The sequence below is a fragment of the Fibrobacter sp. genome (genome assembly GCA_017503015.1).
In the GTDB taxonomy this organism is placed as follows: Bacteria; Fibrobacterota; Fibrobacteria; order Fibrobacterales; family Fibrobacteraceae; genus Fibrobacter.
The window spans coordinates 1-18,338 of sequence record JAFVTX010000029.1; the positions used below are offsets into that span (position 1 = coordinate 1).

The following is an 18,338-nucleotide window of genomic DNA, read 5'->3' on the forward strand; positions in this document are numbered from 1 at the left end:
CGCACAATTTAGAAAATAGGATGGAAAAGAAAGACTCTTAAAAAAGCGATAGCTATATTTTGCCCATGATTTGCAACCACATTCTCGGAACCACTCATCACGGCAGCTACAAGAAGGTTATCGACGTTCTCTTTGAACGGCATGAGCTCAAAGAACATTCTATCCGGAGAATCGCCCGCGACGGGGTGGAACTAGAAATCGAAGTAACCGAGGATTTACAAGAAGGCGACATTCTCGTTGAAACGGAAAGCTACGTTTATGCCGTGAAAATACACGTGCCCAAGCCGCCCAAAGAAAACGCCGACCCCGAAATGCGGGTCAAGCATTACTTGTAGATTTTAGGGGTTAGGTTATAGGTATTAGGGGTCAATGCCTAAAGCTAAAAGTCCCGCCGTTTAGGCAGGACTTTTTTTTACTGCTTAAAAGGTTTTTACTTCAGCACGGCGTTCTTGCCGCTCACCGAGCCATTGTGCTCGATAGACACCATATAGCGACCGCTAGGAACCTTTTCGCCATTCCAGGAGACGCTGTTAAAACCAGGCTGGGCATTTTCGGCCACCACGGTGGCCACCACAGCGCCATCGGTATTCATCACCGTAACGGTTGCAGTACCCGCAGACTTCAGGTTAAAGCTGATAGCATTGCGAGAGAAACCCTTCAGCTTGGCAGACCCGGACTTGGCCACATTGGGGTTTGTGGGCCTCGGGGCAAAACCTTCTGCCTTGTCCACATAGATGCCGTTCACATCTTGGGCACTAACGGTTCCCTCTTTCATCAAGGAACCTCGCTTCAGAACAGCCACAAACTGCTTGTCGCCGCTATTGGCGCTAGCATAATTTTCCAGTTCGGCAGCATCAAATTCTTTTTTGTTGTACCAAGATTCCACCTGGGCACTTTCAAATTCCTTCACCGTAATCTGGGCGCGGCGAAGCGTTGCCCTCAAAGTGTCTCCAGAATTAACGAAGGTGATTTCCACAGGCTTGTTGACCTGACCACGAAGCATGGACTTAGATTCTTCGATATCCAGTCCCTTAAGACTGACTCCATCTACAGCCACGATATCGTCACCAGCCTGGATACCCGTCTCTGCGGCAGGTGTTCCCGGAATGACCTCTACCACATGGACTCCCTGAGGAATCTGGTAGATGGTAATACCCACACCGCCGAACTGTTCATCGGCCAAAACCGGAGCCGCAAGGAGCGATGCAGCAAGAGAAACCTTAATTAAACGATTCATGAAATTCTCCTTATATTATCCAAATCTCAATATACAATATTTTTCCGTAATTTCAAAATGAACAAAGCCCCAAAAAGGCATTTTATTTCCAAAAATCAGTCAAATGGACGAATTTCTTCGGATTCTGCGTTCGATTCCGTGTCCGATTCCGCATCTTCTTCATCCTCCTCTTCGTCCTCGTAGTCCTCCATGGTCTTATCACCAGGCACAATGACCAGACCAAGAGTTACAGGCTCCCCCTTCAAGTTCAAGTAAGCCTCCAAATACAAACTTGTAGATAGACGGAGCAGACGAAGGTCCAGCATAGTCCCCCCCTTGTGGATGCTCTTGGGGTTCAAGTTAAAAAACAGGAATTTCTTGTTGATGTACTCAAAACGGTCGCTATCATAGTTGATTTGCCATTCGGAATCCCCGTCGTTTTCTTGACGGTAGGTGCAGCGGTCATTGTCCAAATCACACTCAAAGCTTGCACTTTCTTGATAACGTTTGTTCCACTCGCGGCTAAAGGCACAGCTCTGCACTCGACCAGCACCATTACGATTCTTGTTCAGCTGATCGTTTATCACCACATAATCCATTTTCTGGTTCTTTACCTGGTTATAGACGTTCATCAAAATGATGTAGGCTTCAATATCCTTGGGGCACTTGCCCGACAGTTCCACGTCTTCGTGAGCTTTCAAGAGCGTCTGCTGCAGGTCTATGTCTATAGCGTCAGGAATTTCGCTTTTCTTGATTTTATCAAGGACTTCTTTGGGCGGCACCACCACCACCTTGTCGCCTTTCTTGATGGCATAGCCCAACTGGTCGCGGACATAGTCCAAGCACTGCTGTACGTGGATATGGACCGTATTGGAACCGCCCGATACAAAGTCCACACCGATGCGCACATTCCACTCGCCGGCGCTGTTTCCTGAATTTTTGTCTATTTCACAGAAAGGCTCTTCACGGATACCGTCAATGAATATGATTTTTGCGTTGAGTTTAGTCACCAGAGAGGCTTCGTTATCCAGGGCGCCACCCAAGCTCCAAAAATTGGGATTCTGCCGTAACACCTCGGCAAAAGCTTTGTCGCCATCTAAAGCCGGCAACAAGGAATCGTTGCGGGCATTTTTTTCTTGCAGCAGGGCAGAATATTCCGTGGTTACAGCCATGTTGTGAAAGCCATTACGTGCCGCAGGAGCGGGAGCAGACCAAGCAGACGAAACCAAAATAAAGAACGCAATTAAGAACAAGAGGGAAAATTTCATACAAGAACAATATAAAAAGATGTTTGGGTGTTAAATCCGAATCAAATCCAGTATGTGCGAGATATGATAATCAACCCAAACAGGAACATTCGATTCAGGATTCACGTAAACAGTAGTCCAACCACGCCTGTGGGCCGGTTCCAAGTTGCGAAGGGAATCTTCTAACAAAATAATATCATGGGAATCTTTAGGCATCAAACGCCCCATTGACGGAAGCTTTTCAGAAAGCCACTGTTCCATCTTTTGGTAAGCAATATCGTGGGGTTTACCTACCCACCCCAACTGCTTAAGATCAAAGACTCCTTCTATAGCAGAGTCTATCCCCATGTGGGCCATACCTGCCTCACTCCAGTCGTGACGACCGTTAGTAAAAACGAACCGTGAACCTTTCAGACTCTGAAGCATGGCCAACTTCTCAGGAGCTTTTTTAGGATAAATCAAGTATTCCGGTTCGTGGATAAAGTCAAAAAACTCGTCAGGATCTACCTTGTTCATGGCCATAAGACCCGCAAGGGTTGTACCGAAACGCTCCAAATAGTCCGTACGAATCTTGTGGGCCGACTCAAAATCGCCACCAACCGTTTTTTGCACAAAAAGCGAGATGCGATGGTCCAGGGAATTGATGACACAACGTTCTTCATCACCATACAAGGTGAGGTCATAATCGAACAGCCAAATTTTATCGGATGTGTTTTGGAGCATCAAAACAAGTCTCTATATTTCGTCACTATCCGAAGTCAGCCTCGTGCGTTCTTCGTACAGGTCTGCTGCAATGTGGCTGAAGGCTTCCACTACCTTGGGGTCAAAGTGCTTGCCAGCCCCTTCGGTGATGATAGCCATGGCCTTTTCGAAAGTGAAGGGTTTCTTGTACACGCGCTCCGCCACCAGGGCGTCAAACACGTCAGCCACGGCCATGATGCGGGCAGAAAGCGGAATCTCATCACCCTTGATATGGTTCGGGTAACCCGTTCCGTCCCACTTCTCGTGATGGTAATGGGCCATCTCGATAGCCTCTCTCAGGTACTCCGCTTCCATGGAATCACCCGTGTTAGCCACAATCTTCTGGAGGATTTTCCAACCTTCGGTGGTGTGGGACTTCATGATTTCAAATTCTTCGTCGGTCAGTTTACCAGGCTTGTTCAGAATCAAATCCGAAATGGCAATCTTGCCGATATCGTGGAGAGGCGCAGAGCGCTTGAACCTGGCAATGCTTTCGTCAGTGAGTTCATCCGCATAAAAGCCTTCTTTCTTCAACTGGCGGGCAATAGCTTCCACGTAGGCGGCAGTCTTCTTGATGTGGTTTCCTGTACCTTCGTCACGGGCTTCCACCAGTTCCGCAAAGTTCACGACGATTTCATCCTGCATGCGGGTAATACGTTCATTCTGTGCCTTTATCTGGATGATATAGGCAAGAAAATCTTCGGCCATGGTAGAGAACGCATTGTAGAGGTTCTGGATTTCGTCATCGGATCGAATATCTATGGCCTTCACACGTCGCAAACTAATCTGGCGGCCTACATCGGAATTATGGGCAAAGGACATAGCTTCCTTGGACATCCGATTGATGGGAATCACTATGCCTCGTTTCATGGCTTCGGCGATCAGGCACATGATAACGAGAGAAACTCCAAAGAACAAGGACAATTCCTTGATAAGGAAGGATATTTCGTCCATCAAAATGGACTCCATGGTGATGTCCGCAGCCACATAGGCTACAGTCGTGCCACTAGAATCCTTCAGGGGCTTATAAACCGTCAACAACCATCCGTAAGAATCATCAGATACCACCGGTCCAATGGAATCACCTTTAAGAAGCGCCGGTAAATACTCTTCAAAGCTCGGGTCAAAGGGCACCACATCCCCCACCTGACTGGGCTCTTCGCCATCGGTCGACATCAGGTCAAATACCACATGGCAGCCATCCTGGGCTATATGGTAAACATACAGGTAATTTGCCGTAGGGAACCCCTCCCTGATGGCATACAGTTCCTTTTCTGTTTCCTCGTAGCCTTCCGCTTCGCGGCCTTCTTGCAGATACATCATCAGACGGTTGCCGTCCAACACAATGGCAGCAGCGTCTGTAAGACCGTAGGCAATGGAGGTGTACTTGGCAACAGCCTTTTCCTGGTAAAGGAAATAACCGATGTTTGCAACGAAGACTGCCAGAAGTAATTCCGAAACAATTACGACCAGCATCACCTTCCCGAGCAGGGAATACCTTACCGCCATTCCGGTATTCTTGTCATTCACATTCCGCTGAAAAACATGATTCAGGTAATTCTTGACTCTGCGAGAAATGAAGTGGAATACAACAATGGCAATAACAACCGTCACGGACTTGTCAAAAAGGTCCACCACCACGTCGGCCATCAGCTGCGAATAGAAAACACTGGTGCCTAAAATTTCGTGAAGGTATTGGGCAAACGGAGCAGACACTCCCGTTCCAAAATTCTGACGGTGAAGGTAATAAGTGAATACAGAACCAAGGCCTCCCCCCAGAAGAGCGTAGCAGAATATGACCACAAACAACTTGGGAATACTGGAGAAGAACTTCTTGTTGTAAAAGAATACTGTTGCAAGACCTATGAAAATGCTTATGACTCCATAGAACATGGAGAATGAACCCGACAAGCTCTTCACCAAATTCGTGGTAAAGCCAACTAGCACTGCAGGGAAAACACCCCCCAGCATAGCGACGAGTATGGTACCGATACAATCAAGGAAAAGAGGCAAACCAAAGACGCCCACAAGCTTGTTGGGCACGATATTCAGGAGTATTCCAAGAACGATGAGAAGGACTCCGCTCCCCACACCGATCCATTTCTTTTTTCGTTTGTCCTGCATCGTGGTAAAATTTAAAATAAATACCGAATTATTGAACATTTCGCCCAAAAGTACACGGATTTTACTAGCTTTCCTTGCCATTTGTTTACAAAAGTTTACAAAACGAAAGCAGAAGTCTATTCAGCTGGAAATCTTTCGCATAACTCATTGATGCTCAACGACTTACGCGCGCCTTTTGAAAAAAAGAATCCAACAAAAAGCACCCCCTTTTCTATAATTCTAGCTAGTTGAAGAATCGAACTTCGACATTCCTTAGGCCCGCCGTAATCACGACGGCGATTGTGGGTGCATTGGCTCTTTGCACCTGGTTGTCGGACTATTTGCTGGACGTGATCCTGTCTAGCCCTCACAGCTTCGGATCCCTAGAAATCTCGCCCCACGGACACCGCCAAGACGGTTATCTGACCCACCATTGGGACTCCATCGCCATCAAAAACGGCGAAAACACCTTTATCCTGAGGAACACGGACCTGGACATCACCCTGTTCCAGGAGAACCGAAACATCCAGCTGCAGGCCAGCGAAGTCAACGTCAGCATTTCTTCTGCAGGACCACCCAAGGAAAAGAATGTCGAAACAGACAGCTCGCCGCCATCCCTACCGGAACAGGTAAAATTCTACGTGCCGGTGAATATCGGCGTCGGAAAACTTACTGTAGAAATAGACTCCAGCAAACACTGGGAGGCCAAAGACATTTCTCTAAAGAGCGAGGGCTCCACCAAGGCCCGGTTTAGCGCTGATAGCATCAAGGGCGATTTCGTGAAACACCCGGCCAAGGTCGGCGTGTCCCTGGATTTCCAGTCCGACCAAATCAAAATGAAAGGTAAGGTGGTTGCCGGCCCCGATTCCATCGCCGTTGACGCCACCACCTCCAAGAAAAATCTTGCGGCCGTTTCTACGACGACCTCTTTAGACGTCAAGAAGGTAGAGGACTGGCTACCCGTCAAGATTCCCAAGGGTGCCCCCACCATCGGCAAGCTCCACGTGCAGACCAAAGCGAGCCTACATCCGAAGACGGGCAAACCCAACTACGACGTTACCATCAAGACCCGCATCGGTGAATTCTGGCCACTGATGCCGCTAAACGCCACTATACGCGTCAAGGGCGATCAGAAGCGATTCCATTCCGACGTTTTATTAAAAAATGACGAGGGCGGAACCATACATCTTACTGCCGATATGGACACGAAACTCAACGGAACCGCTTCGGGAAAAGTGGAAAAGATGAGCGCCCTGTTCGGTCCACAGATGATGCCTCTGGACATGACCATCCATTCCGCAGAAAAGAAGGGCAACAAGATAACGGCAAAAGTAGAGACCCGACAAGGCTCCGTGGTCGAAGCAAATATCGATCTAGACAGCGATATCCCTGTCACCTACACAGGCGACATGTCACCGCTTGAACCATGGGCTCTAGACTGGACCAAGGGAGAACTCGTCCTCAAGGACAGGTTTAAAGTTTACGGCACTGTTTTCGACGGAAAGACCCGAATATTCGTCAAAATTCCGAACGTGGAATACGCCTACCAGATGAAGGCGGATTCCTTACAGACGGTGCTGCTCATTGACAAGCACGGTATCGATTTTTCGAATGGAATCATCTATACGCCCAAAGAAACTTTTGACTTCACGGGCGATGTGGTCTGGGATGAACCTGCTCCCCACACCTCCTGGAACGTGACCCAACGGCATGGCGGGAGCGCCAGGGCGTACGTGACTATCATGGATTCCATCACTATTGACGTCTCTGCCGACCAGGTAGAGATATCCACCATACCTTTTGCCAAGACGAAACTGAACGAAAAATTGAACGGCAAGGTGACCGGCAGGTGGACACAGAACTTCGATACCAACGTAGGAAAAGCCGATGTCAGCATGGACGGGTACTTTGACCCCTACAACCTGAAGGGGAGCGTTTCTGCAAGACAGAACGGCGACACCATCTTTATTGACAAGGCAGAGGCCATACAAAGCCAGAACAAAGTTCAGGGCGAAGCCATATTCATCTTGCCCAACGATTCCAACCCAGATTTCAAGCCTACGGGAGTCCTACCCATACAGGTTGTACATGCCTGGGCTGCATCTGAAAAATTCAACATTCCGCTACTGCTGGACCCAATCAACGACACCACATTCACCTCGGGCTTTATCAATGGTGACATCGCCTACGAAGAAAAAGTTGGATTGCAGGGAAATATCGAATTCACCGACATCGAGTTCAGCAAAATTCCGCCATATCTTTTCAATATCAAAAAAATGAACCTCTTTGCCGAAGGCAGCAAGGTAGAACTGAACGCCTACTTAGGAATCGGGGGTGGCGGCTGGACCGGCACTACACAGGTTACCCTGGACAACGTGTTCAACGACAAACGACACCTGAGCCTTTCTCATAGTACCGACAACGGAGGAAACCTATGGGCCGAAGGATTCATCGACACCGCCTTGGTATTCACGGGAAACGTAAACATGAACGGTTCGTGGTTTATTCCAGGCACCGTCAGCGAAATCAAGAAAACTGATCTGCAGATTGCCCTCACCGCAAATATCCGGGAAGGCTTAAACGGCATCACCGCCGACCTTCAAACAGATTCCACTTATTATCAGCCACCCAAGCTGAACTATATGTTCCCGCTACGTGCAAGAGGACACCTAGAAAAGGGAATTCTTGACATCACTGAAGCTTCTACTCAAAACGACAGCGCCGAAACCATTTCGGGAACATTGCAATTTGACCTAAACAAGATGCAGCTGCAAGGTATCGACCTGCAGTCAGAAAAATACACCATCCACACAAAGCACCATACGCTACTTCTTGAAAACATTTCCAGTCACATGGAAGACAACAATGACGCTCTCGTCATTTCTACAGAGCTGGCTTCCATCCAATACCTTTTCAACCATGAATCATACGGCGATGCAGAAGTTCTAGGACAAGGCGATATCAAATTCGTCATACCCCATTCCATAGACGGCCTCATCCGGAACAAGAGTATCGAAGGTAACATCTCTATTGACAAAGCCGTTTACAAGAAAGATTTGGAAATTGAAGTAACGCCTAATTCCCTAGACAAGATTTTAGCCATGTTCAATAACGCCATAGCAAGACTGCGAAAGACGGAAAACAAAGAGGCAAAGATTTCTGCAGCCAGTCCCATCAACCTATCTGTACATGTGATGGACACGCAAAAGGATTCCATTGAAATTCTTTCACCCTTCGCCGCATTCCCCTTTACCTTTGACATTTGGGTTTTGGGCAACACCAACAGGCCGCTACTTCGCGGCGATTTCACCAACGCCAACGCAGGATTCATTGGCGTCAAGGATGTCTATAACTTCGACTTGAACTATTTCCGAATCAGCTGGGCCGATGTACCCTGGCAAAAAGGCGTCATCGATGTTTCCAGTTCACAAGAACTGCCATACTGTACTGAAACAGACGACAACCAAAACGAAACATGCCCTGTCAATCTGGACATCCAAGGTACTCTAACCAATCCGATTGCCACGCCTAATTCAAACTGCGGCCGAGAGTCCAGCGCTGCCGCAATTTACTACAATATATTCCTGGGCTGTATTGCAGATGATACCGATGAAAATACGGACTGGAACAAACTTGCAGGAAAGGCTATTGGAAAATTCCTTTCATCTACCGCCAACAGGACTCTTGGCGGTGAATACATCGGCGATATTGACATGAAGGTGATGCTCTTCAACAGCAACACGACCAATGAAAGGGATTCAAGCTACTTCAAAGTTCCCGTTTCTCTTGACCGATGGGTCAAGGACCTAAGCTTGATCTTCGGATATACACAAGACCAGAGCGAAAACCCCACATACGATCAGGCACTGCAATTCGGCGTAAACTACACCCTCCCTGTATTCCGCGAAAAGGAATATTCTCACAAGAATCACATCAACCCCACCCTATCTTTAAGCGGTCTGCTGGTATCGAAGCAGTACTTGACCAATACCGGTACCGAAGGCAACGAGAACCGTATTGAAAAGAATGTGGGTATCAACTACACCTACAGGTTCTGGAATCCTTGTCTTTTGGGCGTTGGACACTGTGAGTCCTACGAACCGCCTGTTGAAAAAGATTTCGAAAAAGAAAAATCCAAAACAGGGGCAAAGCCATGAAAAAGATTCTAGCGATTCTCTTTGCCCTTGCATGCACAATTTGGGCCGACGAAGGAGATAAACACCCCTGGTACATGAACTTTGACGGAAACCAGGTGTTCTCCAGCTACCAGCTTGAGGAGCAGTTAGATATTCCAGAAGAATTCGGGAAGCTGGACACAACAAAACAAGATTTCATGATGAGGCTTTCCCTCGAAAACGTTCGAGCCCTGTACTACTCCAAAGGTTACTTCAGCCTAGATATCAAGATGGATATCAAGCGCGAATACCTAGCCGCAGACAGCATTCAAAGCGGATACCTCTTCACTTTAGACGAAGGAGTGCGTTACCGGTTCGCAGGGACTCTTCTAAAAATGCCACAGATCGATAGCGTTGAAATAGATACGTCTTCACTAAAAACCTCTCACGACAGAGTATTTGAAGACAACGATATTTCAGAGGACCTGCAATATATACAAACGGCTTTCCGCAAGGCAGGATACCTACATGTCTATCTGGACCACCTAGAAAAAATCGATACGGTCGCAAAGAAAATCTATGTAGAAATAACCGTTCAGCCCGGTGCAAAGGTAATTATGGGAAACATCATGAGTTCCGCCAAGAGAGTCGCCGACCGTGGCGAAAGAAACGCTCCTCAAGAAGAAGGACTCACCGACACCGCGTGGCTATCTTCCCTATGGAAAATCCCCCAAGGCGAAACCATCGACGGTAAACAATACAACACATTCAAAAACAAGCTTTTTTCAACACAGATGTTCACCCAGATAAAAATGAATGACTCCTTGCGTGAAGACGGCCTTTCTGACGTACACTTAGACGTAACAGAACGTGTACCCGGCGAAGCCCGTTACGGATTCTTCTACGAAGAAATCTACGGATTTGGCGCCCAGGCCTACGCCAAACACAAGAACTTCATTGGACACTTCCATGAATTTTCCACTGGCGGGCAAATTGCACAGCACAAGCAGGAATTTTCCGTTGGTTACGCAAATCCCCTCCTGTTCGGAACATCTTTCTCGTTTATCCCTACCGCCATCCGTTTCGACGACCGCCTTAGTTTCAACCACGAAAAAATCAACCCGCCCGCCTACCCGGACAGTATTGAAGAACGTTACGAAGTTATCAACCGCGCGGACCTGACATTCGGCATTACCAACCATATCCGTTTCCGTGGGACTATCGATTCCCGTTATGTAAAAAGAAACGAAGACCAGCTGCTAAAGCAAAAGCAGGAAATCGCCCTGACCTTTGACTTTACCGATGACTATTTTAATCCCACCAAGGGAATACGCCTAGCGCCTACGTTCGGTATGGGTCTCAACCTAACTGCTTCCCTTGACAATCCCACCATGATCGGCAATCCCTATACCTATTCCGAAGGTACTGTTAATCTGTACCATCCCTTGTTCTGGACATTCTATGGAGCGGTAAGCGGAAGCGTGGGCAAGTTCTTTGATTCTGCCCTAGAAGACGATGCCCGCGTATTCTACCAGGGAGGATCTCGTTCTGTTCGTGGCTACCGGTTCAGGAGCATCTATGCTAGTTACACCGACACGGTTACCGCAAAAGATGGAACGCAGAAAGAGCGTATCAACACCGGTCTCACACCATTCTACTACCGTTTCAATCAGGAGCTCCGCTGGAAAATTCCAATCAAGAGCTGGAGTCGCTGGCAAATCGTGCAATTCTTCGACTGGGCAAAAGTCATGGACGAAGAAAGCAGTCTCTATATCGAAGAATCCGATGCCAGTTTCGGCCTTGGAATTCGCTACCACTGGCAGTTCCTGACATTCCGCCTGGATTACGCCATCAACAAGAAGATGAAGAACCTGGGGCAGTGGGAAAATTTCGCCTGGAGCCGGTTCGCTTTCGACCTATCTCAGGCGTTCTAAAAGCGTTATCGGGTAACCGTTTCTCGATATATATCAGCAAGGGAAATACCGCGTGTTCTCAAAGAGCCTACAGGAATTCCAGCCGACAAAAGTGCTTTATGCACAGCACTTTTTTCTACCTCGGTCGAGACTTCAATTTCAAAACGTCTTGCCTTATCGGCCACCATCTGAATTTCTTTCTGCAGGTTTCCTGAACGCAAAACGACGCCCTTGTCAATAATGGCGAAATCAGTAGCTTCCGATTCCATTTCTGCCAAAATATGAGAACACACTATCGCCGTGCCGCCCATAGCCTTGCGCCATTCTCCAATATAGTTCCACACCCGCTCCCGAGATTCAGGATCCAGATTGGCAACTGGCTCATCAAGAGCCAAAATCTTGGGCCTATGCACAAGGGCACGAACAATCTGCAATTTCTGCCTATTTCCAAGTGATAGCTGAGACAATTTCATATCCATTGCAGGACCATTTAGTTTAACCAAAATATCCTTGCTGCGATCCAACGCCTCAGATCGTCCAATTCCATAGAAACCCGCAAAATAGCACAAATATTCCGCTACGGTCAGTCGGAGGTAAACCCCCGGATTTTCCAGAAGGACGCCAAGCTTGTTCGAATCCAAGAAGCCCTTTTCGTTTTGGTAAGCAGGTGCTATTTTCAGTGTTCCCGTATAATGCGGCAGCCTTCCGCACAATAGTCTCATCAGCGTTGTCTTGCCTGCACCATTAGGCCCAAGAAGAGCAAAGAAAGAACCCTCCTCTATTTCCAAGGACAGGTCCTTTAATGCAAAGTTCTCGGACTTCGGATACTTAAAGCTCAAGTCCTTTATAGAAACAAGACTAGGCATCAATCATCCTCAACAGGAAATAGTTCTTCGCGACGAAATACCTTTTCCGGATTAACCAGGCGGTTGAGCGCCTCGGTAAGCAAGTCCTGGGTGTGGCGCGGAACCGGCTTTTTTCCGAGCCTGGCCTTTTGCACCATCTTGTGGTTCAAGTTTCCGGGCAACTGTTCCACCACATCGTGATTGGTCCAGTTTCCGGCCGAAAGAATCTCGTCAACCTTCGTCATGCCTATAAATTAGAAAAAGCCCTGGGATAAACCCAGGGCTTTTCAAAGATTCAGTAGAAGACCTTATTCAGTGAAGGTGGCCACGCACTTGGTTCCATCGTCATCCGGCGTCACGTAGTGCATTTCGATACGGCGGTTCTCTTCACGACCGTCAGCCGTCTTGTTGTCAGCCACAGGAGCGGTATCACCGCAACCCACAGCCTTAATGCGGTTCTTCTTCACACCGGACTTGATGAGGAGGTTCATCACCGCCTTGGCACGGTCAAGAGACAGCTTCTGGTTCTTGGCGGACTTACCCACATTATCAGTATGACCCTGAATAACGATGTTCAGATCCTTGTAGCGGTCTTCGGTAGTGAGCTTCTTAGCCACGCCCTTCAGCACCGTCTTGGCGTTGGATTCGAGAGTAGCCTTACCGCTCTTGAAGGTCACACCAGTGAGCTTTTCAGGAGCCTGAACAGGGCAGCCATGGCCGTCGGCACCCGGTTCATCCGGGCAACGGTCAATACCCTTACAGACATTTTCGAACTGCTTCTGGAGTTTCTTCGTTGCAACCCATTCAGAGCAGGCGCCATCGCCATCCGGGTCAGGATCGTCATCGAACGGGCAACCCTTGTTCCAAGCGGGGCCGTTTTCGGTGGGGCAGCGGTCCGGAGTCTTGGTGGGGCAAATATCCTTGAACTGATCATGCATGGACTTTTCGAAGACCCAAGAAGAGCAGAGGGAGTCACCGTCGACGTCCGGATTTTCCATGGGGCAACCCTTCGCCCATTCCGGACCGGATTCTGTCGGGCACTGGTCGATACCCTTACAGATGTCGTCGAACTGATCCAGCATCTTCTTCTCGGATACCCAGGCGTCGCAGAGTCCGTCGCCGTCGGTGTCGGGTTCACCCAGCGGGCAACCTTCGTTATTTGCCGGACCAGACTCGGTCGGGCACTTGTCGATACCCTTACAAGACTTTTCGATAAACCACTTCTTGGCGATTTCCTGGTCTTCGGCAGCCTTTTCGAAGTAGTAACCCATCTTCTTTTCGGTCACCCAAGCATCGCAAAGACCGTCACCGTCCACGTCGGGATCATCCCACGGACATCCCTTGTTGGCCTTAGTACCAGCTTCACCCGGGCACATGTCATAGCCCGCGCAAACATTGCTAAAGCTGCTTGCAACACCTTCATCGATGACCCACGGAGAGCACATACCGTCACCATCCGGGTCAGGCTGCTTGGTCTTACAACCATTAAACTCTACCGGACCAGGCTGTGCCGGGCATTCATCGATACCATCGCAGATGTCCTTGAATTTCTTGGTCAGCTTCTTCTGGGAAACCCACGGGTCACAAACGCCGTCCTTATCCGGGTCGGGATCATCCAGTTCGCAACCATCTTCGCCTTCACCCGGTTCGTTGGGGCACTCATCGACACCTTCGCAAATATCGGAGAATTCATCTTCAAAACCCTTCTCAGCCACCCAAGAATCGCAAACACCGTCTTCGTCGGAGTCCGGGTTACCCAACGGGCACCCCTGGTTCAAGCGATGGCCCTTATCGTCAGGGCATTTGTCTTCGTTGTCAGTCACACCGTCTCCGTCACGATCTTGCGGAAGCAAGAATCCACTCCAGGTGAGACCTCCGTAGACAGTATATTCAGGATTTACACGGCCAGCAGAAAGTTGGACACCTTCAGGTCGGTCTTCAGATTTCCAAGTCTTCAGGCCCGTCAACTTCTTGTCGCCACCCAAATAGTAGGAGGCACCAACATGGATATCCAAGCCCACCGGAGTATGAAACACCAGAGCACCGGTCAACTGCTGCAATTCGAGATTTTCTTCGACACCAGTATAAACGAACTTATCTAGCTCAATATCCATGTAGTACTCAGCAAAAACGGATAGGAAATCCACGAAATAGTATTCAGCAGCAGCACTAACAAAGGGAACATTCATAAAGACGTCTCCTTCACTGCTAGTATAGCGATAACCTCCGTTCACATGAATCAAAAACGGAATGCCATCACCACCATCCAACTTGCTAAAGTCCGCCGTTGCAGCAAGACCGAACTTCATGGTCGTAGAATTGGACCCAAAAGCTTGACCTTCACCTGTTTCCTTGTTGATATATTCCAGTTCACGAACCCAAAGGCCCTGCTTGTTCTGATCAGCTGTGGGGAACGCCGCACTAAAGAACACGGCCACGTCCATGGGTTGGTCTTCGGGCAGCGGGAAACGAATCTTCAAATCTCCCTTCACATTGCCAAGACCGCCTGTTGTACGGCCATCATCATTCACGATATTTCCATTCTGGTCAACCGTCGGGAGATTGAAAGAATCATAGTAAACGGGAATAGCCACACCTACATCAAAATAATGCCAAATACCAAGAGCAAAACCCACGTTGGCGCTCAATGCAGCAAATTTGGAAACTTCGCCCCAACCAACCGCACCTCTAGCCCCATTCAAGTTGTTATAGCCATCGGCATAGTCCATAAGGGCAAAAAACGCCAGCTTGGAGTGTCCAAGGGACTGACCGGACTGGGTCTTGTTTACACCGACAAAGCCTTCCTTGTTCAATGTCTGTGGATGGGCCGCATAGGCGCCAACAGCCAGCGCCAAGGCCAATCCCGCAATTACTCGTTTCATAGAGTCTCCTTAATGAGGGTATTTCCCAATACTTTCGCCAAAATATAGCTTTTACAGCCCTATATTCCATATTGGAATATGTAAAATGAGATAAATAGCACACATTTCATCCGCTTTTTTCGCTTTGTTTACGAAAAATTACAGTATTTCCCCGTTTTTTTTTACAGGAATTTCTCGAAAATATCCGGATACATACGACACAGGCTGGTAAGCCCGCACCTGCTGATGATGAGGTGGTCTATAACGGGTATCTGGACAATCTTTCCGGCAGAACATATCATCCTCGTCAATTGCAAATCCTCTTCACTCGGTTCTGAACTTCCTGAAGGGTGGTTGTGGACCAAAATCACCGACACAGCCCTGTCCTCTATGGCATGGACAAATGTTTCACGCGGGTGCACCAGAGTCTGGTTTACAAGACCGGTAGTCAGTTCATGAATGTTGATGACCACATTGGATGAATTCAAGGTTACCAGGACCATGTGCTCCTGATTTTCGTACTTGAGATAAGAAAGCCTCGGTTCCAGATCTTCGGGGGTAATGACATTGATAGCGCGGGCCCCCAACATATAGCGGGATGAAAGTTCAAGACAAGCAAGGACTTTCGAAGCTTTCGCTCGACCAAGACCACGAACCTTCAAAAGTTCCTTCATTGTCGGAAACTCGTTTACCGTCGACAGGTAGTCCGAAAGGTTTCGGGACAGTTGGAACACATCGCAATTGGAGCATCCACTACCAAGTACCAGGGCCAAAAGTTCCTCATTGTTCAGGGCGCCCACGCCCTTTTGTTGCATTTTTTCCCTGGGTAAAAGATTTTGTTCGCTCATGATTCCTCCTTGAAAAAAAGAGCGCCTACGTAATAGACGCTTTTTTCAGGAGAAATATGCCAAGCGAATAAAAATTTTACATTGGATGCTTGAAAACCACGCCGATTAGCTAACGAGACACCTGTTCCCACAAATTGCGAGACGTCACGCCGTAATGCTCCTTGAGGGACTTGTCCACATCACCGTGATAAAAATCCCGGATGCAAGTTTTGAACTTGAGAAACTGCTCTCTGGATGCCAACCCAGACTCAGCACGGAACATCTTCTTGACCATTTCCAAAGAATACCAATAAAGTTTCAACGCTTCGTCGGTCCTGGACTCCCCTACGAAAGGCGCTACAAGGGCATCCAAGGAAGGTGGCGAACCCGAAGGGCGATTCTTGTCGTTTCGGCTTCCGTCTACAAGTTGGGCAATGCCCTCATTCAACCACAGAGGGACTTTGGCCCTAGTCATGGCACGGACAAAGGCATGAGTCAGTTCATGAAAAATCACGGGGCGGTAAAGTTCGCGGTACTGCATCATTCCAACGGGAATACGGAGCTTACCGTCGAAAATGGCCCCAACCCACTCTGGCCTTGGCCCTATTCCCTGATATTCAGAAGATTGGTACAAGACTACATGCATCTTGTTTTCTGGGCGGAAATCAAAAAGATGACACAGGGAGTCGTAGGCCACCTCTAAAACGGACAAAGCCTCCAACACATCATTCCTATTCGGGCGACCCTCGAATTCTACACGAAAATGCATGGATCGGGCAATGCCCAAATCTTCCATCTCCTTGAGAAGTGATTTCGATTTCTTTTCTAGGAATTCCAGGTCTTCGTTTCTGTAATTCAAGGTTCCAATATAAGCTATGCAATCCTCGTAGCGTTCCTGCTCATAGAGAGTGCCCGCTAAGTGAAGTTGCAAGTTTTTATCGTCAGGAGTTTTTTCTAAAAGGGCGCGGACAGCCTTTTCTGAACATTTCCAGTCCGCCGCCTCCTGACACTCATTAAATTCATCCACAAGGCGATTCGCCTCTTCTATGGCACGATTCTTTTTTGACACATCCATGTAGGTGTGTACACCATAACCCAGGGCAACAATAGCGGCGACGATAGCGAAAAGCGTTCGAAAAGGAGGTGGACTTTGAGTCATAGCCAAAAGATAGCAAGTGGATTATTCTAGATTTAGCCCCGAAAACAGAAGAACGGTGCATTTTTTGCGCCATAGGAGATTATCATGGGTTTTAAGTGCGGTATCGTAGGCCTCCCCAACGTAGGCAAGTCCACCATCTTTAACGCCATCACCAACGCCGGCGCCGAAGCCGCGAACTACCCCTTCTGCACCATCGAGCCGAACGTGGGCATGGTGAGTGTGCCGGACAGCCGCCTCGACGAACTGGTCAAGGTTTACAACCCGAAATCCATTGTCCCCGCCGTTACAGAATTCGTGGACATCGCTGGTCTCGTGAAAGGGGCTGCCCAAGGAGAAGGCCTAGGCAACCAGTTCCTCACCCACATCCGCGAATGCGAAGCTATTATGGAAGTCATCCGCTGCTTTGACGATGAAAACATCGTGCACGTGAGCGGTTCCGTGGACCCGGTCCGGGATGTAGAAATCATCGAAACCGAACTGATTTTGAAAGACCTGGATTCCGTGGAAAAGCGTCTCGCTACCGAAGCCAAGGGAGCCCGCACAGGCAACGCCGAAGCCAAGGCCCGTCTCGCCGCCTGCGAAAAACTCCGGGACACCTTCCAAGAAGGCAAGGCCGCCCGCACCGTGATGCACGAAAGCGAAGAGATGGAAGGCATCGTGAAGGACCTCGGGCTCCTTACCGCAAAGCCGCTGTTCTACTGCGCGAACGTGAAGGAAGACGACATCCTCACGGGCAACGCCTATGTGGACCAGCTGAAGGATTACGCCGCCAAAAACGGCCACGAAGTCATCGTGATTAGCGGGAAGATCGAAGAAGAACTTTCCGCCATGGAACCTGCGGACAAGGCGGAGTTCTTAAAGGAACTGGGCATGAAGGAATCGGGCCTGGACGCCGTGGTGCGCAAGGGCTACGAAATCCTTGGGCTCCGCACCTTCTTTACTGCCGGCGAAAAGGAATGCCGCGCCTGGACGTTCCATGCAGGCTACAAGGCCCCGCAGTGCGCAGGAGTGATCCACACCGACTTTGAGCGCGGGTTCATCCGTGCAGAAACCCTCAGCTACGCCGACTTCTTGAAGCACGGCAGCTGGAACGCCGCCAAGGAAGCGGGCCTCGTCCGCACCGAAGGTAAGGACTACCTGGTACAGGATGGCGACATCATGTACTTCTTGTTCAATGTGTAGCACCTGCGGTGCAGTTATGAGTTGTGAGTTATGAGTTATGAGTTGTGAGTTGTGAGTTGTGTGTTATGAGTTGTGAGTTGTGAGTTGTGAGGTTCGAGCAAGCACTACACATTAAAAAACTCGCCTTGT

At 48.8% G+C, this 18,338-nt stretch carries 10 protein-coding genes and 3 pseudogenes; 4 read left to right on the plus strand and 9 right to left on the minus strand.

Going from position 1 to position 18,338, the window contains the following annotated elements:
* The first annotated feature begins 65 nt into the window (after positions 1-65).
* A complete protein-coding gene (locus IKB43_05425; protein MBR2469581.1) occupies positions 66-335 on the plus strand; it encodes a hypothetical protein in 270 nt (89 codons plus the stop codon).
* A 95-nt stretch (positions 336-430) separates the two neighbouring features.
* Here the strand turns inward: IKB43_05425 and IKB43_05430 are convergent, their stop codons facing one another.
* The 4 genes and pseudogenes from IKB43_05430 to IKB43_05445 all read right to left on the minus strand — a co-directional run bounded on the left by IKB43_05430 (position 431) and on the right by IKB43_05445 (position 5,409).
* Positions 431-1,237 (minus strand): PDZ domain-containing protein, encoded by an 807-nt coding sequence (locus IKB43_05430; GenBank protein MBR2469582.1) that lies wholly within the window; start codon positions 1,235-1,237, stop codon positions 431-433.
* Positions 1,238-1,407: 170 nt separating this feature from the next.
* Positions 1,408-2,484: pseudogene (locus tag IKB43_05435) on the minus strand (hypothetical protein).
* Between the two features lie 30 nt (positions 2,485-2,514).
* Positions 2,515-3,204, minus strand: a pseudogene (locus IKB43_05440) (pyrimidine 5'-nucleotidase).
* A 168-nt stretch (positions 3,205-3,372) separates the two neighbouring features.
* Positions 3,373-5,409, minus strand: a pseudogene (locus IKB43_05445) (HD domain-containing protein).
* Positions 5,410-5,555: 146 nt separating this feature from the next.
* Between IKB43_05445 and IKB43_05450 the strand changes: the two are divergent.
* On the plus strand, positions 5,556-9,464 hold the full coding sequence (locus tag IKB43_05450; GenBank protein MBR2469583.1) for a hypothetical protein: 3,909 nt from the start codon (positions 5,556-5,558) through the stop codon (positions 9,462-9,464).
* Complete coding sequence (locus IKB43_05455) at positions 9,461-11,356, plus strand: BamA/TamA family outer membrane protein (GenBank protein ID MBR2469584.1); 1,896 nt, start codon at positions 9,461-9,463, stop codon at positions 11,354-11,356. Before IKB43_05450 ends, IKB43_05455 begins: the two co-directional genes overlap by 4 nt.
* 5 nt (positions 11,357-11,361) lie before the next feature.
* Here IKB43_05455 and IKB43_05460 read toward each other — a convergent pair whose 3' ends face one another.
* The 5 genes from IKB43_05460 to IKB43_05480 all read right to left on the minus strand — a co-directional run bounded on the left by IKB43_05460 (position 11,362) and on the right by IKB43_05480 (position 17,027).
* Entirely contained in the window at positions 11,362-12,201 is an 840-nt protein-coding gene (locus tag IKB43_05460; GenBank protein MBR2469585.1) for an ABC transporter ATP-binding protein, read from the minus strand.
* Positions 12,201-12,425 (minus strand): hypothetical protein, encoded by a 225-nt coding sequence (locus IKB43_05465; GenBank protein MBR2469586.1) that lies wholly within the window; start codon positions 12,423-12,425, stop codon positions 12,201-12,203. Before IKB43_05465 ends, IKB43_05460 begins: the two co-directional genes overlap by 1 nt.
* Positions 12,426-12,488: 63 nt before the next feature.
* Positions 12,489-15,062, minus strand: a complete 2,574-nt coding sequence (locus IKB43_05470) for an OmpA family protein (GenBank protein MBR2469587.1) — start codon at positions 15,060-15,062, stop codon at positions 12,489-12,491.
* Between the two features lie 161 nt (positions 15,063-15,223).
* Positions 15,224-15,889 carry a DNA repair protein RadC gene (gene radC, locus IKB43_05475; protein ID MBR2469588.1) on the minus strand — a complete coding sequence of 222 codons (666 nt, stop codon included), beginning with the start codon at positions 15,887-15,889 and terminating at the stop codon, positions 15,224-15,226.
* A gap of 109 nt (positions 15,890-15,998) precedes the next feature.
* The gene (locus IKB43_05480; protein MBR2469589.1) at positions 15,999-17,027 is read right to left on the minus strand and encodes a hypothetical protein; all 1,029 of its coding nucleotides are present in this window, start codon (positions 17,025-17,027) and stop codon (positions 15,999-16,001) included.
* Positions 17,028-17,111: 84 nt separating this feature from the next.
* On the opposite strand from IKB43_05480, the gene ychF reads away from it, so the two are divergent.
* A complete protein-coding gene (gene ychF / locus IKB43_05485) occupies positions 17,112-18,209 on the plus strand; it encodes a redox-regulated ATPase YchF (protein MBR2469590.1) in 1,098 nt (365 codons plus the stop codon).
* The last annotated feature ends 129 nt before the right edge of the window (positions 18,210-18,338 follow it).